This is a genomic window from Wenzhouxiangella sp. XN24 (genome assembly GCF_011064545.1).
Taxonomy (GTDB): domain Bacteria; phylum Pseudomonadota; class Gammaproteobacteria; order Steroidobacterales; family XN24; genus XN24.
On record NZ_JAAMFG010000028.1, the window covers coordinates 15021 to 34839 of the forward strand.

Genomic DNA, 19819 nt, shown 5'->3' on the forward strand with positions numbered 1-19819 from the left:
CGCGGCGACTTGCCGGCTCAGCGCATGACCGGCATGCCGAACAGCAGCAGGTGCCCGCCGCCGAAGGCGAGCCACCACCACGCGAAGCCGCCCACGGCCACCGCCACGCCATCCCAGGCGAGGGCCGGAGACTTCACGGTCGGCGCCACCGGAGGCCGACGGGTGGACGCATCGTAGAGCACCACCAGCGACCAGAGCAGGAAGCTGCCGAACAGCAGCAGGTCGGCGAGCCGCCCGTTGACGAGGAGATGCAACGCGGCCCCGAGCGCGGTGGCGATCAGCATGGGATGCCTGGCCATGGTCCGCAGCTTGCCCGGCACGTAAGTCGCGACCAGCAGGACGAGCGCCGGCAGCATCAGCAGGGACACGATCATCCGCACGATCGGCGGATCCATCGCCCACAACTGCGGACTCGTGAAGCGAATCTCGGCATAACCCATCACCATGATGACGAAACCCACCAGGGCCACCAGGGCGTAAACGCCTTTCCAGCCCCAGGTGCCCATCCTGGTCATCATCGCGGCGCGATAATCCGGTGCAACCACCCGCACGAGGTGAACGCCGAAAAAAATCACGAGGCCGACAATAAGCATCGTCATGTTGCTTCCCCGGAGTGAATTGATACCGGGAAGCTTAGCAGGCGGGTCGCGCCCGTGGCGCGGGAGGAATCAGCGGATCTCGCGGACTGAGAATTCCGGGTCCATGATGCGGCGGGGCTCGTCCACCCCGTAGCCCTGGGCATAGTCCACGCCCATGCCCCGCAACATGGTGATGAGCTCCTTGTTCTCGACGAACTCGGCGATCGTTTGCTTGCCCGTGAGGTGGCCGATCTCGTTGATCGAGCGGACCATCTCGCGGTCGATCGGGTCATGCAGGATCTCCTTGACGAAACTGCCGTCGATCTTCAGGAAATCCACCGGGAAGTGCTTCAGGTAACCGAAGGAGGACAGCCCGGTGCCGAAATCGTCCAGCGCGAAGCGACACCCCAGTTCCTTGAGGGAATTGATGAAGCGGTTGGCCTGCGAATAGCTGGCGATCGCGGCGGTCTCCGTGATCTCGAAGCAGATCTTGCTCGCGTCCAGGCCGCTGCGCTCGAACTGCTCGATCACGAAGGGCAGGAACTTGTCGTCACACAGGCTCTGGCCGGACAGGTTGATCGAGCACATCACGAGGCGCTCGCGCTCGTCGGCCTCGGACACCAGCCAGCGGAACGCGTTCGCGATCACCCAGCGGTCGATGCTGGGCGTGATGCCGTAGCGTTCCGCGGCGTTGATGAAGATGTCCGGGGCGATGATCTGGCCCTGTTCGTCACGCATGCGCAGCAACAGTTCGTAGTGTGCGCCCGTGGACTGGCCCTGCAGCGGCATGATCGACTGGCGGAACAGCTCGAAACGAGATTCCTCCAGCGCGTTGTTGATGCGCGCGGCCCACTGCATCTCGCGTCGCCGGCGCATCAGGTCGATATCGTTTTCCTGCCAGGTCTGCACGCGGTTGCGGCCCGACTCCTTGGCGGCGGCGCAGGCGCTGTCGGCGGCGGTCAGAAGCTCCGCGACGCTGGCGGACTCGGGCGCGATGGGCACCACGCCGACACAGGCGCCGAGCCTGAAGCTGCGATCCTCCCAGACGAAGCGGAAATCCTGCACGGCCTTGAGCAGGGATTCGGCCGTCTCGATGGCCTCGTCCAGGGTGCAGTTCTCGAGCAGCACGCCGAACTCGTCGCCGCCGAGCCTCGCCAGCGTGTCGCGCCAGCGGATCTTCGACTTGAGCAGCGCGCCGAGCTGGCCGAGCAGCGCGTCGCCGGCCATGTGGCCGCAGGAGTCGTTGATGATCTTGAACTGGTCGAGATCCATGTAGCAGAGCGCGTACTGGGCCTCGCGGGCCCGGCCCATCTTCAGCGCCCGCTCGAGGCGCGCCTCGAACTCGCGGCGGTTGACCAGGCCGGTGAGCATGTCGTGGCTCGCGTGATAGGACAGGCGGCGGTTGAGCTCGCGCGCCTCGCTGACGTCGTGGAAGACGAGCACGCCACCGATGACCTGGCCGACGTCGTTGCGGATCGGCGCAGCGCAGCTCTCCACGTAAAGCTCGTTACCGTCGCGCCGGATCAGCAGCGTCGGGCGCATGGACTTGTAGAGCCGGTCGCGCCGGATGGCCACCGACAGGGGGTTCTCCATCGGCTCACAGGTTTCCTCGTGGAAACTGCGGAAGATCTCATCGACGCCACGGCCGGAGCCGTCGTCGAGGCTCCACCCGGTGAGTTCCTGCGCCACCGGGTTCAGGTACTCGATGCGACAGTCGGAATCGGTGGTGATGACGCCGTCACCGATCGACTGCAGGGTGATCTGCGCGTTCTGCTTCTCCCGGAACAGCGCTTCCTCGTAGAGCTTCTGGTCCGTGATATCGAGTTCCACGCCGACGAGGCGAAGCATCCGTCCTTCTTCGTCGACCATCGCCTTGGCGCGGCTCATGACCCAGCGCCAGTCGCCGGAACGATGGCGCATGCGGTGGACGCTCTCGAACAGCTCGCTCTTGCCGTCCAGGTGATCGCGGATCTTGCCCTGCACGCGAACCATGTCGTCCGGATGCACCAGCTGTCGCCAGTCCGGCATGTCCTCGTCCGGCTCTTCCTCACCGTAACCCATCATGATCTTCCAGCGAGGCGAGAAACGGATCGCGTTGGTTTCGACGTCGAAATCCCAGATGCCGTCGTTAGAGGCGTAACGCGTCAATTCCTCGCGCTCGTGGATATCCCCGAGTTCCCGGCCGAGCTTGAGGCGCGTCAAGGCCGCGGACAGGCTGGCGCCGATGAGCTTCAGCAACAGGTAGACATCGACGTGCCAGCTGTCGACCGGCCGCGCGGACAACACGCCGAGCACCCCCCCGAGCCGGCCGTTGATATCGAGACCCGCAAACAGTGCGGCGCCGGCGCCCATTTCGTTGAGGAGCCGCGTCTCGCCCAGGAGGGCGGGCGACAGCCTGCGCGCATCGAGAATCTCCACGAGGCGCATATGGCCCAGCTTGCTGTTCAGCCAGTCCACATCCTCGAGGCGGGTTCCGGCGAGGCGTTCCGGACGACATCCCGCGAGCACGGAGGAGGCGTGACTGACGCGGTCGAATGCGAGCAGGTCGTCGGTCAGCAGCGCGAAACAGACGGAATCGGCACCGATGGATTCACGGATCACCTCGAGCGACTCGCTGAGGGTTTTTTCGGCGTTTTCGGGGTCGAGATTGAGCAGGTCCACCGCCACCTTGGTGATAGCGGGGTTGAGGCCTACTCGGGACGGAGCCGCCCGGGACCTGCGCAGGGCCGTCCCCAGATCAGCGCTGATCCGGGAGACCGCTTCGGGCGACGGTTCTTCGCTCATGCAGAATCCAAATGCAGGGCCTTAAGTAGCGTCTGTAAGTCATTGTTCCTAGCGAACTCTTTTCGCACAGGCATTCTGGACATCATCGCTGAAGATTACAAGACCATGCCGGGATGCTGCAGGAACCGCGTCACACTTGCCCGGGTGGAAATCGCGCCCCCGGATAACTACGCTGAAATCGAGTGCAGCACGAAGTGAGGAACGCTATGAAGAAGGTCTGGGTGGTCGTCGCTTCGAGCAGCAAATGCCGGATATTTACGCAGGAAAAACACAACGGCCCCTTGCAGCAGGTGGAGCAACTCGAGAACAGCGAAGCCGATACGCCGGCGCGCGACATCAACACGGACCGGCCCGGCCGCGCATTCGACAGCGCGGGCCAGGGCCGGCACGCCATGAGCCAGGGCATCGATCCCGTCGAGCAGGAAACGATACGGTTCGCCAAGAAAGTGGCGACGACGATCGAGAACGGCCGCAAGCAGGACGCATTCGACAGGCTGGTGCTGGTCTCGGACCCGAGTTTCCTCGGTCACCTCCGCCCGGCGCTGTCTTCCGCCACCCACCAGCGCCTCAGCACCGAAATCGCCAAGAACCTCGCCGATGCCGATCCTGAGGCCGTTCGCGCGGTGCTGCCCTACAGGATCTGAGCACCGGCGCGCCGCCGAGGCGCGCCGTTGCTCAGTGCAATTCGCAATCCGGGGGGGCGCTCTGCTCCTCGCCGCCGAGGGCGAGATTGACCGCCTCTCCGATGCAATGCGGACAGATCGTCATGTAGACGCCCTGGTCATCCACGCTGATCTCGAAGGTGACCGAGTGCTCGCCGACAAAGATGTCGAGCTGGCCCTGGTCCTGGAGATCCTTGATCGCCTCGGCGATATCCTTCCAGCGTTTCATCTGTCGGCTCCCCGAACATCTGTTGGCCGGGCCGAAATTACTCGACCTTCACGACCTTGATATCGAAATGCAGCACTTCGCCCGCCAGCGGGTGATTGAGATCGACGACCGCACTGTCCTCTTTCACTTCCTTCACCATGGCATGGATCGGCTCGCCCTGGGCGCCCTGCCCCACCAGCCTGGCGCCTTCGTGGCGCGCATCTTCCGGAATGATGTCGAGTGGTACGGTCTGGATCCCCTCGGGCTGGACCGGGCCGTAGCCCTGTTCGGGCTCCAAGGTCACCTCGCGGGTCTCCTCTGCCTTCATGCCGAGGAGCTTTTCCTCGAGCGCGGGCAGGATCTGCTTCTCACCTTGCACGTAGACCAGCGGCTCGCCGCCGACATTCGTGTCCGCGGTGGACCCGTCAGCGAGCTTGAGGGTGTATTCGATGCTGACGGTGCTGCCGTCCTGGATCACTGCGTCATCCTCCTGCGCCTGCGCAGGCGCTACAAAATTGAACAAGAAACTCACAGCCGCGAGCGCGGCGACAACGGCGTTGCGCAATGCCTTTCCTCCGGGGGAATGCGTATTGGGGTCTCTCCAGCCTAGCACATACTGCAAGCCGCCCCCGCCTAGGAGCGAACCTGGCCTGAACCGGAGACCCGGTAATTGAAGCTCGTCAGCTGCTCGGCGCCGACCGGGCCACGCGCATGAACCCGCCCGGTGGAGATCCCGATCTCCGCGCCCATGCCGAATTCCCCGCCGTCCGCGAACTGCGTCGAGGCGTTATGCACGACGATGGCGCTGTCCACCTCCGCGAGGAACCGCGCCGCGGCCGAGGCGCTGGCGGTCACGATGGATTCCGTGTGGCCGGAGCCGTACTTGTTGATATGCCGTACCGCCGCTTCGAGATCATCGACGACGCGGACGGAAATCACCGCGTCGAGATACTCGGTACGCCAGTCGGCCTCGGTGGCTGGCGTGACCCGCGGGTCCGCCTCACGGGTCGCCGCATCGCCCCGCACGGCGCACCCCCCGTCCAGCAGCGCCGTCACGAGCGGGCGGAGATGCGTCGCCGCGCAACCCCGATCGACCAGCAGGGTCTCCGCCGCGCCGCAGATCCCCGTGCGGCGCAGCTTCGAGTTCAGCACGATCGACCGTGCCATCTCGAGATCGGCGCCACGCTCCACGAACACGTGGCAGATGCCTTCGAGGTGGCCGATGACGGGGACGCGCGCGTCGCGCTGCACGCGTTCGATCAGGCTGCGACCGCCGCGCGGCACGACGACGTCGACACAGCCGCCCAGGCCGCCGAGCAGCTGGCCTACCGCGGCGCGACTGCGGGTGGGGACCATCTGGATCGCCTCGCGCGGCAGTCCGGCATCGGACAGCGCGTCGGCGAGGCAGCCATGAATCGCTTCGCTGGAAGCAAAGCTCTCCGAGCCGCCGCGCAGGATGACCGCGTTGCCGGACTTCAGGCACAGTGCGCCGGCATCCGCGGTGACGTTCGGCCGGCTCTCGTAGATGATGCCGATCACGCCGAGCGCCACGCTCACGCGCCGGATCACCAGGCCGTTCGGGCGAGTCCACTCGGCCAGCACCCGGCCGAGCGGGTCGGGCAAGGCCCTGATCCCTTCGATGCCGCGCGCCATGGCGTCCACGCGGTCTTCGTCCAGCGCCAGGCGGTCCAGCAGGGCCCCCGACAAGCCGCGTGCGGCGGCGCGTTCCATGTCCTGTGCATTGGCGGCGAGGATTCCCGGGGCGCGCTCGCGAATGATGCGGGCGGCACCCTCCAGGGCGGCATCGCGCGCCTTGCCGGGCGCCCGGGCGAGACTCGCGGTGGCGGCACGCGCCTGCCGGCCGAGCGCGGACATCATGCGCTCGATGTCGGCTTCGTCTTCGCGCGCCATCAGGTCAACCATGCGGACTCACCATCGCCATGTCGTTCCGGTGCACCAGTTCCTCCCGCCCACGATAGCCGAGCACGGCTTCGATTGCATGGCTGCGCAGGCCGACGATGCGGGCCGCATCGGACGAATCGTAGGCCGAGAGGCCGTGCGCCAGGACCTGGTCGCGCAGGTCGCGGATCAGTACGGCGTCGCCGCGCCTGAAATCACCGCTGACGCGCACCACCCCCGCCGGCAACAGGCTCTTGCCGGCCGCCAGTGCAGCGGCTGCGCCGTCGTCGACCACGATCTCACCGCGCGGCTGCAAAGAGCCGGCGATCCACTGCTTGCGCACCCGGGCGGGATTGGCCGAGGCGATGAACCATGTGCAGGACGCACCCGTCTCGAGAGCGCGCACCGGGTGCAGGACGCGGCCCGAGGCGATCGCCATGTGGCATCCGGCGGACAAGGCGATCCGTCCGGCCGCCACCTTGGTGACCATCCCCCCGGAGCCGAACTCGGTCGCGGCGGCGCCGGCCATGGCCTCGATGTCCGGCGTCACGGCACGGACCTCGGCCAGCCGCTGGGCGGTCGGCACGCGGGCCGGGTCCGCCGTGTACAGGCCGTCCACATCGGATAGCAGGAGGAGGCAATCGGCGCTGATCATCTGCGCCACCCGCGCCGCGAGCCGGTCATTGTCGCCATAGCGGATCTCTTCCGTCGCCACCGTGTCGTTCTCGTTGATGACCGGCACCGCGCCCAGCGACAGCAGGGTTTCCAGCGTGCCGCGCGCATTGAGGTAGCGGCGGCGCTCCTCGGTGTCGCCGAGCGTCAGCAGGATTTGCGCGACCGGAATCTCGTAGCCCGCCAGGGCGGACTGCCAGGCATGTGCGAGGCGGATCTGCCCGGCCGCGGCCGCCGCCTGGCTTTCTTCGAGGCGCAACGGCCCGCTGCGCAGGCCGAGGTGCCGGCGCCCCAGGGCGATGGCACCGGAGGACACGACGAGCACTTCCTGGCCGCGTCGCCGGAGTGCGGCGATATCACTGACGAGGCTGTCGAACCATGCAGCGTCGAGCCGTCCGCTGTCGCGCTCGACGAGCAGCGCCGAGCCGATCTTGATCACGATCCGCCTGGCTGCCGCGATGCGGCTGGGCGCATTGTCCGCTGGATCTCTCGTCATCTTGGCCGACAGCATGACCGCTGCGACACATCATGTGAAGCCCTGGCGGCGACCTCAGTCCAGGCCGGATTTCCTGCCGCCCGTCCCGGCGTTCCGGTCCCGCGCCTTGCTGCCCGGCGCGGGCATCCGGCCGGCATCACGCAGACTCTGCCGGAGCACATAGTCGATCTGGGCATTCAGGCTGCGCAGGTCGTCTTCGGCCCAGCGCCGCATGGCAGCAAGGATCTCCGGATCGATCCGCAACAGAAAGGCGTCGCGCTTGGCCAAGGCTCGGCTTGCTCCCCGCTGTGCGGGCTAGTTGTAGAGCGTGCCGGTGTTCACCACGGGCTGCGTGTGCCGGTCGCTGCACAGGACCACCAGCAGGTTCGATACCATCGCGGCACGGCGCTCGTCGTCGAGTTCCACGACCTGGTCGCGCGCCAGGTGGTCGAGCGCCATCTGCACCATCCCGACCGCGCCCTCGACGATCTTGGTGCGCGCCGCAACCACGGCTTGCGCCTGCTGGCGTTGCAGCATCGCCGCCGCGATCTCGGAGGCGTACGCAAGGTGACTGATGCGGGCCTCGATCACCTCGACACCGGCCTTGTCGAGCCGCTCCTGGATGTCCTGGCGCAACTGTGCGGAGATCTTGTTGGTGTCTCCGCGCAGCGAGATCTCGTGATCCTCGCTGTCATAGGGATAACGGCTCGCCATAATGCGTAGCGCGGCCTCGCTCTGCACGGCAACGAAGTCCTCGTAGTCGTCGACTTCGAACAGCGCCTCGACGGTGTTGACCACGCGCCAGACCACCACGGCGGAAATGTCGATGGGATTGCCGTCGCGATCGTTGACCTTGGAGGGCCGGCCGTGCGTCCTGGTCTTCTCCTGCACGATCTTGCCGGCGGCGTCCTTCTTCTCCGGGGTCGAAAGAGCGCCGGTTTCGAAGTTGCGTACGCGCAGCGACAGCTTCTTCTTGCTGAAGAAGGGATTGACCCAGAAAAAGCCGGACGCACGCACCGAGCCCTTGTACTCGCCGAACAGCAGCAGCACACGGGAATCATTTGGCGCGATCGCCATGAAGCCGAAGCCCATGGCGAACCCGATCGTCAACATCACCAGGCTGCTCGCGATGTGCCAGCCGGAGGCGCCAGCCTGCAGGGCATGGAAGAAGTACCAGGGACCGCCGACCAGCAGCGCGGCGGTGACGACCAGCGGCAACCAGCCCGACAGCGGGCGATATTCTCTTTCCTGAACCATGGCTTTTCCCTCGATGAGCCGGTGATGTCAGTATGATATCACTCTGTTATCAAGGGTACTAGCCTGCCGCCACGGCCGCCAGTGGCCTCTCCGTAGCGCCGAGCGCGCGCTCCAGCGCCGCCTCGAGGTCGGCCGCCAGGTCCGCGGCGTCCTCTATTCCGACCGACAACCGCAACAGGGCGTCGCTGATGCCGGCGACGCAGCGCGCTTCCGGATCCATGGCGGCATGCGTCATGGACGCCGGATGCGCGACCAGGCTCTCGACCCCACCCAGCGACTCGGCGAGGAAAAACAGCTCGAGACCGTCCAGGAAAGCGCGCACCGCGGGCTCGCCGCCCGCCAGTTCGAAGCTGAGCATGCCGCCGAACCCGGACTGTTGCCGGCGAGCCACGTCGTGCCCCGGATGCCCGGGCAGCCCGGGATAGTGGACGCGGCTCACGGCGGCATGTCCGCACAGCAACTCTGCCAGCACCCCGGCATTCTCTCCATGACTGCGCAGCCGCGCATGCAGCGTGCGGATGCCGCGCAAAGTCATGAAGCTGTCGAACGGCGCACCGGTGAGCCCGAGGCAATTCGCCCACCAGTCGAGCCGCTCATGCAACTCCCGGGTCCGGGCAACCACCGCGCCGCCGACCACGTCGCTGTGGCCATTCAGGTACTTCGTAGTGGAGTGCAGGACGATGTCCGCGCCGTGCGCCATGGGACGCTGCCAGCCGGGGGACAGAAACGTGTTGTCCGCGACGAAAAGCGTGCCCGACTCCGCGCACAACCGGCCAACGGCATCGAGGTCGGTGATCCGCAGCAAGGGGTTGCTCGGCGTCTCGACCAGGATCATGCGCGGCTGCGCGGCAAACGCTTCGGCCAGCGATGAATCGTCGGACTGGTTGACGAAAGTGACGCGAAACTGTCCCCGGGCCGCCAGGGAAGACAACAGCCGATGAGTCCCGCCATAACAGTCGTGCGGCGCCAGCAACAGGTCGTGCGGCTCGAGCAACTGGCAGATCAGCGTGATCGCCGCCATGCCCGAACACGTGACGACGCTGCCGGCCCCGCCCTCGAGGCCGGCCAGCGCTTCGCCGAGCGCATCGCGTGTCGGGTTGCCCGAGCGCGTGTAGTCGTAGCGCCGCTTGTCGCCATAGCCGGCGAAGGTGAAGTTCGAACTCAGGTGGATCGGCGCCACGACGGCGCCGTGTTCGGCGTCGCGGCCGAGGCCGGTGCGTACGGCGCGCGTCGCCGTTGCGGGTGTCTTCATTCCAGGTTCTCCATGTTGCTCTTTAAATACGCGTCGTTCAGGGCCCGGGTGACCCTGCGGAGAACGCCGGTGAAAGAATCGCCTGTGCTCCTGCCCCTCGCCTGGCGGGCGGAGCCGTCCGGCAACCCATCTCCCGGTGACCGCCTCGGTTTCGACCGTGGCGCTCCCCGCAGGACTTGGCACCAGTGCGGAACGTGTTCCGCAGGTTGCCCCGGCATCGTCGGGCCTGTCCCTCCGCCGGTCTCGATGAGTGCTGCAGCTGCTGTATGTTTTTTGCGGTTTACTGTTTCCTCTGGTGCCTGGTGAGCCCGTCGGGCGTTCAGGCGATGGCGCGGCGGACCGCGGCGTCGTCGTCCAGTGCGGCGGCGATGGTCGCCGCCATGTCGCGGGTCGTGATCGCGGGCGCACCCGGCGCCACGAGATCAGCCGTGCCGATCCCCCGGGCGACCGTCTCCCAGGTCGCCTGCTCGACCGCGGCCGCCTCGGCCTCGAGACCGAGCGAATGGCGCAGCATCATCGCGGCGCTCAGGATCGCCCCGCAGGGGTTGGCGATCCCGCGGCCGGCGATATCGGGCGCCGAACCGTGGATGGGCTCGTAGAGCCCCGGTCCGGAATCGGCCAGCGACGCGGACGGCAGCATGCCGATGGAGCCGGTGATGACCGAGGCCTCGTCGGTGAGAATGTCGCCGAACATGTTTTCCGTCACGACCACGTCGAAGCGTGCCGGCTGCTGGATGAGCTGCATTGCCGCGGCATCCACGAGGGCGTGCTCCAGGCGGATCCCGGGAAACTCATCCCTCGCGACACGCGTGGCGGTCTCGCGCCAGAGACGCGAAGTCTCCAGTACGTTGGCCTTGTCGACGGACGTCACGTGACCGCCGCGCCCGCTGGCAAGCCGGCACGCCAGGCGCACGACGCGCTCGATTTCTTCGCGGGAATAGCTGCACAGGTCCGAGGCCGAATCGGCGGAGCGCGTCTTGTCGCCGAAATAGATGCCGCCGGTGAGTTCGCGGACGAACAGGATATCGACCCCGGCGAGCAGGCGGTCCTTCAGGGGCGAGGCCGCGTACAGGGCCGGATGCGTGGCGACGGGACGCAGGTTGGCGAACACTCCCATCGCCCGCCGCAGTTCCAGCAGCCCCTGCTCGGGGCGCACTCTCGCGGCCGGGTCGGACCACTGCGGGCCGCCGACTGCACCGAGCAGCACGCCGTCGGCTGACAGGCAGGCGGACAACGTCTCGGCGGGCAGCGGCGTGCCGCCGGCATCGATGGCGCAACCGCCGATGTCGGCTTCGCGGAACTCGAACTGGTGGCCGAAGCGTCGCGATACGGCATCGAGCACGGTGCGCGCGCCCGCGACGACTTCCGGACCGACGCCGTCCCCGGGCAGCAGCGTGATCACGCCCGGCATGCGCGCGCCTCCTCGAAGCGGGCGATATCCGCCTCGCGGCTGATCAGCCAGCCGAGCGGATCGACCCCGTGGAGCATGCAGTGGCGGGCGAAGGGCTCCACCTCGAAAGAGGCGACTTCGCCCGTGGGAAACTGCAGCTCGCAGCTGCGCAGGTCGACACCGAGCTCGGCGCCGGGATTGGCCAGCAGCCAGGCGTGGCTGTCGCCGTCGAGCTCGATGGCGAGCAGGCCGTTGCGCAGGGCGTTGCTCCTGAAGATGTCGGCGATGCCCGTGCTGATCACGACACGGAAACCGTAATCGAGCAGGGCCCACGGCGCGTGCTCCCGCGAGGAGCCACAGCCGAAATTGTGCCCGGCGACGAGAATCCTAGCGCCCGCGGTATCCGGACGGTTCAGCACGAAATCCGTGCGCGGCTGGTTCCCGGCGTCGCGGCGCCAGTCCGCGAACAGGTGCCGGCCGAGGCCGCTGCGCTGGGTCGTGGTGAGGAAACGCGCCGGGATGATCTGGTCGGTATCGACGTTCTCCACCGGGAGCACGGCGGTGCGGGATCGCAGCACGGAAAACGGTTCGATCATGCGATGCGCCTCTCTCTGTCGTCCAGCGTGCGCGGGTCCGCGACGACCCCGGCCACGGCTGCTGCGGCGGCGGTCGCCGGACTGGCGAGCAGGGTGCGCGCGCCCTGGCCCTGGCGGCCCTCGAAATTGCGGTTGCTGGTGCTGACGACGTACTGGCCCGCGCCGGCGCGATCGCCGTTCATCGCGATGCACAGCGAACAGCCCGACTGGTGCCATTCCGCGCCCGCCTCGATGAACACCTCGTCCAGGCCCTCGGCCTCCGCCAGCAGCCGCGTCTCCTGGCTGCCGGGGACCACCAGCGCGCGTACCCCGCGCGCCACGCGCCGGCCGCGCAACACCGCCGCGGCCTCGCGCAGGTCGCTGAGACGCGAATTGGTGCAGCTGCCGATGAACACGACATCGATCGGCCTTCCGGCGATCGGCATGCCCGCGCGCAGGCCCATGTACTCCAGCGCCTTGCGATGCCCGGCCCCGGCGGGCTCGGGAATAATCCCGCTGATCGGCATCACCATGCCGGGATCCGTGCCCCAGGTGATCTGCGGTTCGAGGCCGGCCACATCCACTGTGACCTGCTTGTCGTAATGCGCGCCCGGATCCGAGGCGAGGCTGCGCCAGTCGGCCACCGCCCGGTCCCAGTCGGCGCCGGCCGGCGCCATCGGGCGACCGGCGAGGTACTCGAACGTCGTATCGTCCGGCGCGACCATGCCGGCCCGGGCCCCCGCCTCGATGGCCATGTTGCAGAGGGTCATGCGCTCGTCCATCGACATCGCGGTGACGGCCGCGCCGCGGAATTCCATGACATGGCCGGTGCCGCCGCCGACGCCGACCCGGCCGATCACCGCCAGGATGACGTCCTTGGCCGTCACGCCCGGCGGACGACGGCCTTCGAGTTCGACGAGGAAGGTCTTCGGGCGTCGCTGCAGGATGCACTGCGTCGCCAGCACGTGGCCGACCTCCGTCGTGCCTATGCCGAACGCCAAGGCGCCGAAAGCGCCGTGCGTCGTCGTGTGGCTGTCGCCGCAGACGATGGTCATGCCCGGCTGGGTCGCGCCCTGCTCCGGGCCGATGACGTGCACGATTCCCCGCCGGCGACTGTTGACGCCGAACAGCCGCACGCCCGAGCGCCCGCAGTTGTCCCCGAGCATCCGCACCTGGTGGCGCGCAGCCGGATCCATATCGCCGAGCCCCGCGCTCCAGCTTGCCGCATCCGTCGGCACGGAGTGATCGACGGTCGCGAGCGTGCGCTCCGGCCGGCGCAATTTGAGGCCGCGCTCACGCAGCACCGTGAAGGCCTGCGGCGACGTCACTTCGTGCACGAGGTGAAGATCGACATACAGCACCGCCGGCGTGTCGGTCGTCTCCGGCACGACGATGTGGCGGTCCCAGACCTTCTGGAACAGCGTGCGCGGCGCTACATCGACTTCCACCGTCATACCGCCACCGACGCCACCGGCGTCTCCATCGGGGTCGTCAGCGGCTGCAGCCAGCCCCACTCGTCGCGAGTCTTGCCGGAAAACAGGCCGAAGAAACGATCCTGCATCACCTCGGTGACCGGGCCGCGGGACCCTGTGCCGATCTGGATGCGATCCACGGAGCGGATCGGCGTCACCTCGGCGGCCGTCCCCGAGAAGAACAGCTCGTCGGCGAAATACAGCATCTCGCGCGGTATCGGCTGTTCGTGCACCTCGAAGCCGGCGGCGCGCGCCAGGGTGATCACGGTGTCCCGCGTAATCCCCGCGAGAATCGAACAGGCGGCGGGCGGCGTGTAGATCCTGCCGTCCTTCACCACGAACAGGTTCTCCCCGGCGCCCTCGCCCACCATGCCGTCCGTGGTCAGGCCGATGCCCTCGGCGTAGCCGTTGCGCTTCGCCTCCATGCTGATCAGCTGGCTGGACAGGTAGCCGCCCGCCGCCTTGGCGCCTGCGGGGATCGTGTTCGGCGCCACACGCTGCCATGACGAGACGCAGACATCTACGCCATTGCGCAGGCCCTCGGCGCCGAGATAGGCGCCCCACTGGATGGCGGCGATCGCCACTTCGACCGGCGAGCCCGCCGGTGCGGTCAGCCCGAGCCCGGCGAAACCGCGGAACACCACCGGGCGGATGTAGGCGCCGTTGTCGAGATCGTTGGCGAGTACGGCTTCGTTGCAGGCCGCTTCGATCTCGGCAGGGGTGTAAGGGATCTCGATGTGATACAGCTTGGCGGAGTTGAACAGCCGCGTGATGTGCTCACGCAGGCGGAAGGATCTCGACCCCTCCGGCGTCTTGTAGACGCGCACACCCTCGAATACGGACGAGCCGTAATGCAAGGCGTGGGACAACACGTGGGTGGTGGCATTTTCGCCGGGAACCAGCCTGCCGTTCTGCCAGATGTAACGGGGAAACTGAGACGCCACTTTAATACTCCGTTGGCTGAGCCAATCGTTATGGATAAATGCTTCAGGCCGCCGCATCCGCGCCCTGGCGGGCGCAGATCCGGTTCACGGCCTGCAGGAAAGCCAGCGCGCTGGCCTGGATGATATCGGTGTCGAAGCCCTTGCCCTGCCAGATGCGCCCACCCTGCGCGATGGTCACGACGGCCTCGCCCTGGGCGTCCTCGCCCACCGTGACGTTGCGGATATCGAAGCTCTTCAGTTCGGCCTCGATACCCGTCGCGCGTTCGATGGCGCGGAACGCGGCCTCGACCGGGCCGTCCCCGCTGGCACTTTCACGGCGGGCCGTGCCCTCGACATGTTGCAATTCGACTTCCGCGAACGCGCGCGCCCCGTCGCCGGAGCGGATCCGCAACGCCGCCAGCGACCAGGGCCCGTGCCCGGTTTCGTCCGAGCGCAGCACGAGAGCCTCGATGTCGGCGTCGAAGATTTCCTTCTTGCGATCCGCGAGCGTCTTGAAGGCGATGAAGGCCCGGTCGAGCTCCGCCTCGTCCAGCGCCAGGCCGAGCGCCTCGACACGACTGCGGAAGGCGTGCCGGCCGCTGTGCTTGCCCAGCACGAGGCGGCTGCCCCCGAGACCCACGTCTTCGGGGCGCATGATCTCGTAGGTCTCCTGGTTGCGCAGCATGCCGTGCTGGTGGATACCCGCCTCGTGGGCGAACGCGTTCTCGCCCACCACGGCCTTGTTGCGCGGCACGGCGACACCCGTGACGGCCGCCACCAGGCGGCTCGTGGCAGCCAGCCGGCGCGTGTCGATGCCCGTGCGCACCGGCATGCGATCCGCCCGGGTCCGCACCGCCATCACGACTTCCTCGAGCGCGCAATTGCCGGCGCGTTCGCCGATGCCGTTGATGGTGCACTCGACCTGGCGCGCGCCGGCCTGCACGGCGGCGAGGCTGTTCGCCACCGCCATGCCGAGATCATCGTGACAGTGCACGCTGATCACGGCGCGCTCGATGCCGCTGACGTTCTCACGCAGGTAGGCGATGCGCTCCGCGAACTCCGCCGGCACCGCGTAGCCGACCGTGTCGGGAATATTCACCGTGGTCGCCCCTGCATCGATCACCGCCGCGATGACGTCGGCGAGGTATTCCGGTTCCGTGCGCGCCGCATCCTCGGCCGAGAACTCGACATCCGCGCACAGGGCCCGGGCCGCCCGGACGCCCTCGACCGCTCGCCGCAGGACCTCGTCGCGGCTGAGGCCCAGCTTGAACTGGCGGTGGATCGGGCTGGTGGCGATGAAGACATGCAGCCGGGCGCGTTCCGCCTCCTGCAATGCCTGCCAGGCGCGCTCGATATCCTTGCCGCCGCAGCGCGCCAGGCCGCAGATGATCGGTCCCCGCACCGTGCGGGCCACCAGCCTGACAGACTCGAAGTCGCCGTCCGAGGCCGCCGGGAAGCCCGCCTCGATGACGTCCACGCCCAGCTCGGCAAGCGCACGGGCCACGCGCACCTTCTCGCGATCGGTCATGCTGCAGCCCGGCGCCTGCTCGCCGTCGCGCAGCGTGGTGTCGAATACGATCAGCCGATCAATGTCAGTATCCATAGGACAGCTCGCCGATCGGGAAATACGGCATCGCCTGCGGCTCGTGGCGGGGACGCTCCCCGGCGAGCGCGCCCAGCAGGGTCGCGGCGTCGATGTTGCCGCCCGTCAGGACGACGCCGACCCGCTGGCCGAGGAACGACTCCCCGTGGCGGATCGCGGCGGCCAGCGCCGCGGCGGCCGCGCCCTCCGCCATCTGGTGGATGGTTTCCGCATAGGCGCGGATGGCGCCCTGGATCTCCCTCTCGGACACCAGCACCATGCCGTCCAGCAGCGGGCGCATGATCTCCAGCGTCGTGTCCACCGGGACGCGCACGGCGAGGCCGTCGGCCAGCGTCTCGGTGGCGGCGAAGGGGTGGTATTCACCGGTGTGCCACGCATGGTGCATGGCCGGGGCGTTCTCCGCCGACACGCCGATCACGCGGGTGCGCGGGCTGAGCGCGTTCATCACCACGGACATGCCTGCCGCGATACTCCCCCCGCCCACCGGGACGAACACGGCATCCAGCTCCCCGCCGGCCTGTTCGAGCATCTCCAGCGCGATCGTGCCCACGCCCGCGACCAGGTCGAGGTCGCGTGCCGGATGCACCAGCCTCGAGCCGGTGCGCGCCGCGTATTTCTCCGCGGCCATCATCGCCGCGTCGAAATCGTGCCCGACCTCGATGACGTGCGCGCCCATCGCCGCCATGGCGGCGTTCTTGTCCGGGTTGTTGCCGCGCGGGACGAAGATCGTGCAGCGGGCCCCGTGCAGCCTGCAGGCCTGGGCGATGGACTGGCCGTGATTGCCGCGGGTCGCCGTCACAAGGCCGAGCGCGCGATCTTCCGCCGACATCCGCGCGAGCAGGTTCAACCCGCCGCGGATCTTGAACGAGCCGATGCTCTGGGTGTTCTCCAGCTTGACGAACACGTCACAGCCGACCCGGCTGTTGAGCAAGGGGTGGCTCACCAGTGGGGTCGGCGCCAGGTGTTCCTTCACGACCAGCATGGCTTGCTGGACATCGTCCAGCTTGACCGACAACTCGCGGGCCTGGGCCCGCGCGGGTACGGCAGACAAGGGGGTCTCCCGCGGCGTGTCGCCCTCGAGACTCTCGAGGGCAAGGGATCCATTGGTCAACATGCGACGCTCTCCTTCAATACGGGCCGCGGCTCGGCAGCCGTCAGACAGGCGACGCTGTGCACGTCGTAGAGTTTTTCGATCTGTTTCGCCAGCGTCTCGATGGAGCGGCCCGAGGAGTTCACATGCACCGTGATCTCCACCCGCTGGGCCGCCTCGTCGGCGTGCGCGTTCATTCCCGTCACCGAGAAGCCGCGGCGCTCGATGAGTCCCAACAGCCGAATGATCGCGCCCTCGACTTTCTGAATGGTCATTCGCAGCGTGTGGTTCATGCGCTCAACTCCTCCATCATGACGTCATTGCTCTGGCCCGGCGGCACCAGCGGCCAGACATTGCTCTTCGGATCGATACAGACATGGGCCAGCAGCGGCCCCTCGGTTTCCACCAGGCGGCGAATCGCGCCGTCGACCTCGTCCCGGCGGGTGATGCGAAAGCCCGGGATGCCGAAGGACTTCGCAACCTCGACGAAATCCGGGTTGTCCGACAGGTCCACTTCGCTGTAGCGCTCCTGGTGAAACAGCTGCTGCCACTGCCGGACCATGCCCAGCGACGAGTTGTCCACCAGCAGGATCTTCAGGTCGAGGCCGTAACGCTTGATGGTCGCAAGCTCCTGGATGTTCATCATGATCGAGCCGTCGCCCGAGACCGTCACCACGCGTGCGCCGGGGCGCGCCAGGCAGGCGCCGATGCCGGCGGGCACGCCGTAGCCCATGGTGCCCAGTCCCGCGCTCGTCAGGTGCTGCTCGGGACGATCGAAATGACAGTGCTGCGCCACCCACATCTGGTGCTGGCCGACGTCGCAGGCGATCGTCACGTCCGGCGCCGCGTCGGTCAGGCGACGCAGCATGTCCGGCACGTAGATGTACTCGCCCGGGGCGTCGTAGCGCCATGCATGCTCCGCCTTGCGCTCCGCACACCAGCGACGCCACGGCTCGATCGACAACTCCGTCGGCATGGCGGCCAGCGATTCCAGCAGGTCGCCCAGCAGGCCCGCGTCAGCATGACGCAGCTTGTTGATCTCGCTGGGATCCGCATCCATGTGGATCACCCTGGCCTTGGGGGCGAAACCGTCCAGCCGCCCGGTGGCACGATCATCGAAGCGCGCGCCGATGCAGATCAGCAGGTCGGACTCCTGGATCGCCTGGTTGGCCGCACGGTTGCCGTGCATGCCCAGCATGCCGAGGAAATTCTCGTCGCGCGTCGGCACCGAGCCCAGCCCCTTCAGCGTCAGGACCACCGGGATGCCGCTGGCGCGGGCGTAGGCGCGGAAGGCGTCCACGGCCCCGGCCATGGGGATGCCGCCGCCGCCGTAGAGCACCGGCCGCTTTGCGTTCCGGATCAGCTCGCGGGCGATTTCCAGCTGCGCGGGATCCGGCGAATCATGCTGGCTGCGGCGCATTTCGAAGATCGACGTGGCGCCGGGAACGGCGTTGGAGATGTCCTTGGGCAGATCGACCAGCACCGGGCCGGGGCGGCCCTCTGCCGCGATCTGGAAAGCCTGGGCGATGGTGCGCGGAATGTCCTCTGCGCGCCGCACGATGAAACTGTGCTTGACGATCGGCATGGTGATGCCGAACACGTCGACCTCCTGGAACGCATCGGTGCCCATGACGACGGTCGGCACCTGGCCGGTGATGATGACCAGCGGCACCGAGTCCATGAAGGCGTTGGCGATCCCCGTCACCAGGTTGGTGGCGCCCGGTCCCGAGGTGGCCATGCAGACCGCAGGGCGCCCCGTGACCCGGGCGTAGGCGTCGGCGGCGAGCGCCGCACCCTGCTCGTGGCGCGCCAGGATGTGCTTGATGGGGGAATTCAGCAGGGCGTCGTAGACCGGCATGATGGCGCCGCCCGGGTAGCCGAAAATGTGCTCGACGCCCTGTTGTTCGAGGGCGCGGACCACCAGTTCTGCGCCCTTGCTGCTCATGCGGCGGCCTGCTTGTCCGACTTCAGCCAGGACATGCGCGCACGCAGCTCGCGGCCGACCTTCTCCACCGGGTGGTTCAGGTCGGCCGACAGCATCGCCTTGTAGTTCGGCAGGCCGGCCTCGTGCTCGGCCTGCCACTCGCGGGCGAAGGTGCCGTCACGGATCTCGCCCAGCACTTCGCGCATGCGCTCCCGGGTTTCCTCGTTGACGATCCGCGGCCCCCGGCTGAGGTCGCCGTACTTGGCCGTGTCGCTGACGAACTGGTGCATCTTCGCCATCCCGCCTTCGTGGAGCAGGTCGACGATCAGCTTCAGCTCGTGCATGCATTCGAAGTACGCGACCTCGGGCTGGTAGCCGGCTTCCACGAGGGTCTCGAAGCCCTGCACCACCAGTTCCGTGACGCCGCCGCACAGCACCGCCTGCTCGCCGAACAGGTCTGTCTCGGTCTCCTCGGCGAAGGTCGTCTCCAGCACCCCGCCGCGCGTCCCTCCGATGCCGTGCGCATAGGCCAGGCACCGCGCCTTCGCGCGCCCCGTGGCGTCCTGGGCCACCGCCATGAGGCAGGGCACGCCGCGGCCTTCCTCGAACTGGCGGCGCACCAGGGCTCCCGGCCCCTTGGGCGCGACGAGAATCACGTCGATGCTCTCCGGCGCCTTGATCGAGCCGTAATGGATGTTGAAGCCATGCGCGAACAGGGCCGCCGCGCCGGGCTTGATGCTGGACTCGATGGCGCGCCAGACCCCCGGAGCGGCCATGTCCGGCACCAGCACCGCGACGATATCCGCGCCCTCGGCCGCCTCGGCCGGCGACTTCACGCGCAGGCCGTCGGCCTCGGCCTTCTGCCAGCTGGCGCCGCCCGGGCGCAGGCCCACGGTGACGTCGAAACCGCTGTCTTTCAGGTTCAGCGCGTGGGCACGGCCCTGGCTGCCATAGCCGATGACGGCGATGCGGGACACCCCGGCATTCCCCTGCTCGACATCCGATTCGACGTAGATCTTCATATTCATTGCCTTTTTTCCGGTCCTTAAAGCGAA

19 protein-coding genes and 1 riboswitch are annotated in these 19819 nt (G+C 67.7%); of the genes, 1 reads left to right on the forward strand and 18 read right to left on the reverse strand.

Annotated features, from left to right (window positions below; all coding sequences use genetic code 11):
• Positions 1-17: 17 nt before the first annotated feature.
• Both G6032_RS04420 and G6032_RS04425 read right to left on the reverse strand, forming a co-directional pair.
• The gene (locus G6032_RS04420; RefSeq protein ID WP_165280937.1) at positions 18-599 is read right to left on the reverse strand and encodes an NnrU family protein; all 582 of its coding nucleotides are present in this window, start codon (positions 597-599) and stop codon (positions 18-20) included.
• Positions 600-668: 69 nt separating this feature from the next.
• Entirely contained in the window at positions 669-3362 is a 2694-nt protein-coding gene (locus G6032_RS04425) for an EAL domain-containing protein (RefSeq protein ID WP_165280938.1), read from the reverse strand.
• Between the two features lie 206 nt (positions 3363-3568).
• Between G6032_RS04425 and G6032_RS04430 the strand changes: the two genes are divergently transcribed.
• A complete protein-coding gene (locus G6032_RS04430; protein WP_165280939.1) occupies positions 3569-4006 on the forward strand; it encodes a host attachment protein in 438 nt (145 codons plus the stop codon).
• A 31-nt stretch (positions 4007-4037) separates the two neighbouring features.
• On the opposite strand, the gene G6032_RS04435 is transcribed toward G6032_RS04430, so the two are convergent.
• The 16 genes from G6032_RS04435 to ilvC all read right to left on the reverse strand — a co-directional run bounded on the left by G6032_RS04435 (position 4038) and on the right by ilvC (position 19792).
• On the reverse strand, positions 4038-4253 hold the full coding sequence (locus G6032_RS04435) for a hypothetical protein (RefSeq protein WP_165280940.1): 216 nt from the start codon (positions 4251-4253) through the stop codon (positions 4038-4040).
• 37 nt (positions 4254-4290) lie between these two features.
• Positions 4291-4797, reverse strand: a complete 507-nt coding sequence (locus G6032_RS04440) for a peptidylprolyl isomerase (RefSeq protein WP_165280941.1) — start codon at positions 4795-4797, stop codon at positions 4291-4293.
• Between the two features lie 68 nt (positions 4798-4865).
• Positions 4866-6155 carry a glutamate-5-semialdehyde dehydrogenase gene (locus G6032_RS04445; protein ID WP_165280942.1) on the reverse strand — a complete coding sequence of 430 codons (1290 nt, stop codon included), beginning with the start codon at positions 6153-6155 and terminating at the stop codon, positions 4866-4868.
• Positions 6148-7314: a glutamate 5-kinase gene (gene proB, locus G6032_RS04450; RefSeq protein WP_206211810.1), complete on the reverse strand. Its 1167-nt coding sequence runs from the start codon at positions 7312-7314 to the stop codon at positions 6148-6150. The genes G6032_RS04445 and proB overlap by 8 nt, the downstream gene beginning before the upstream one ends.
• Positions 7315-7353: 39 nt before the next feature.
• Complete coding sequence (locus tag G6032_RS04455; RefSeq protein ID WP_165280943.1) at positions 7354-7566, reverse strand: Arc family DNA-binding protein; 213 nt, start codon at positions 7564-7566, stop codon at positions 7354-7356.
• A 27-nt stretch (positions 7567-7593) separates the two neighbouring features.
• Positions 7594-8535 carry an SPFH domain-containing protein gene (locus G6032_RS04460; protein ID WP_165280944.1) on the reverse strand — a complete coding sequence of 314 codons (942 nt, stop codon included), beginning with the start codon at positions 8533-8535 and terminating at the stop codon, positions 7594-7596.
• A 58-nt stretch (positions 8536-8593) separates the two neighbouring features.
• A complete protein-coding gene (metB, locus tag G6032_RS04465) occupies positions 8594-9787 on the reverse strand; it encodes a cystathionine gamma-synthase (protein WP_165280945.1) in 1194 nt (397 codons plus the stop codon).
• Positions 9788-9910: 123 nt separating this feature from the next.
• Positions 9911-10040: riboswitch (SAM riboswitch) on the reverse strand.
• 66 nt (positions 10041-10106) lie between these two features.
• Positions 10107-11198 carry a 3-isopropylmalate dehydrogenase gene (gene leuB / locus G6032_RS04470; protein WP_165280946.1) on the reverse strand — a complete coding sequence of 364 codons (1092 nt, stop codon included), beginning with the start codon at positions 11196-11198 and terminating at the stop codon, positions 10107-10109.
• The gene (leuD, locus tag G6032_RS04475; RefSeq protein ID WP_206211811.1) at positions 11186-11773 is read right to left on the reverse strand and encodes a 3-isopropylmalate dehydratase small subunit; all 588 of its coding nucleotides are present in this window, start codon (positions 11771-11773) and stop codon (positions 11186-11188) included. Before leuD ends, leuB begins: the two co-directional genes overlap by 13 nt.
• Complete coding sequence (gene leuC, locus G6032_RS04480; RefSeq protein WP_346763757.1) at positions 11770-13200, reverse strand: 3-isopropylmalate dehydratase large subunit; 1431 nt, start codon at positions 13198-13200, stop codon at positions 11770-11772. Before leuC ends, leuD begins: the two co-directional genes overlap by 4 nt.
• A 2-nt stretch (positions 13201-13202) precedes the next feature.
• Positions 13203-14168, reverse strand: coding sequence for a branched-chain amino acid transaminase (locus tag G6032_RS04485; protein ID WP_346763758.1), 966 nt, complete (start codon positions 14166-14168; stop codon positions 13203-13205).
• Between the two features lie 43 nt (positions 14169-14211).
• Positions 14212-15750, reverse strand: coding sequence for a 2-isopropylmalate synthase (locus G6032_RS04490; protein WP_165280949.1), 1539 nt, complete (start codon positions 15748-15750; stop codon positions 14212-14214).
• On the reverse strand, positions 15740-16864 hold the full coding sequence (locus G6032_RS04495) for a threonine dehydratase (protein WP_165280950.1): 1125 nt from the start codon (positions 16862-16864) through the stop codon (positions 15740-15742). Before G6032_RS04495 ends, G6032_RS04490 begins: the two co-directional genes overlap by 11 nt.
• The gene (locus G6032_RS04500; RefSeq protein WP_165280951.1) at positions 16858-17133 is read right to left on the reverse strand and encodes an ACT domain-containing protein; all 276 of its coding nucleotides are present in this window, start codon (positions 17131-17133) and stop codon (positions 16858-16860) included. The genes G6032_RS04495 and G6032_RS04500 overlap by 7 nt, the downstream gene beginning before the upstream one ends.
• Entirely contained in the window at positions 17130-18785 is a 1656-nt protein-coding gene (gene ilvG / locus G6032_RS04505; RefSeq protein WP_165280952.1) for an acetolactate synthase 2 catalytic subunit, read from the reverse strand. Before ilvG ends, G6032_RS04500 begins: the two co-directional genes overlap by 4 nt.
• A complete protein-coding gene (gene ilvC / locus G6032_RS04510; protein ID WP_165280953.1) occupies positions 18782-19792 on the reverse strand; it encodes a ketol-acid reductoisomerase in 1011 nt (336 codons plus the stop codon). Before ilvC ends, ilvG begins: the two co-directional genes overlap by 4 nt.
• Positions 19793-19819: the final 27 nt, after the last annotated feature.

Bases quoted from the DNA above. Each gene is read 5' to 3' on its own strand.
- G6032_RS04420 (WP_165280937.1), bottom strand. From the start codon at position 599: ATGACGATGCTTATTGTCGGCCTCGTGATTTTTTTCGGCGTTCACCTC.
- G6032_RS04430 (WP_165280939.1), top strand. From the start codon at position 3,569: ATGAAGAAGGTCTGGGTGGTCGTCGCTTCGAGCAGCAAATGCCGGATA.
- metB (WP_165280945.1), bottom strand. From the start codon at position 9,787: ATGAAGACACCCGCAACGGCGACGCGCGCCGTACGCACCGGCCTCGGC.
- G6032_RS04435 (WP_165280940.1), bottom strand. From the start codon at position 4,253: ATGAAACGCTGGAAGGATATCGCCGAGGCGATCAAGGATCTCCAGGAC.
- G6032_RS04460 (WP_165280944.1), bottom strand. From the start codon at position 8,535: ATGGTTCAGGAAAGAGAATATCGCCCGCTGTCGGGCTGGTTGCCGCTG.
- ilvG (WP_165280952.1), bottom strand. From the start codon at position 18,785: ATGAGCAGCAAGGGCGCAGAACTGGTGGTCCGCGCCCTCGAACAACAG.
- leuB (WP_165280946.1), bottom strand. From the start codon at position 11,198: ATGCCGGGCGTGATCACGCTGCTGCCCGGGGACGGCGTCGGTCCGGAA.
- G6032_RS04425 (WP_165280938.1), bottom strand. From the start codon at position 3,362: ATGAGCGAAGAACCGTCGCCCGAAGCGGTCTCCCGGATCAGCGCTGAT.
- G6032_RS04495 (WP_165280950.1), bottom strand. From the start codon at position 16,864: ATGTTGACCAATGGATCCCTTGCCCTCGAGAGTCTCGAGGGCGACACG.
- leuD (WP_206211811.1), bottom strand. From the start codon at position 11,773: ATGATCGAACCGTTTTCCGTGCTGCGATCCCGCACCGCCGTGCTCCCG.
- G6032_RS04445 (WP_165280942.1), bottom strand. From the start codon at position 6,155: ATGGTTGACCTGATGGCGCGCGAAGACGAAGCCGACATCGAGCGCATG.
- G6032_RS04490 (WP_165280949.1), bottom strand. From the start codon at position 15,750: ATGGATACTGACATTGATCGGCTGATCGTATTCGACACCACGCTGCGC.
- G6032_RS04500 (WP_165280951.1), bottom strand. From the start codon at position 17,133: ATGAACCACACGCTGCGAATGACCATTCAGAAAGTCGAGGGCGCGATC.
- proB (WP_206211810.1), bottom strand. From the start codon at position 7,314: ATGCTGTCGGCCAAGATGACGAGAGATCCAGCGGACAATGCGCCCAGC.
- ilvC (WP_165280953.1), bottom strand. From the start codon at position 19,792: ATGAATATGAAGATCTACGTCGAATCGGATGTCGAGCAGGGGAATGCC.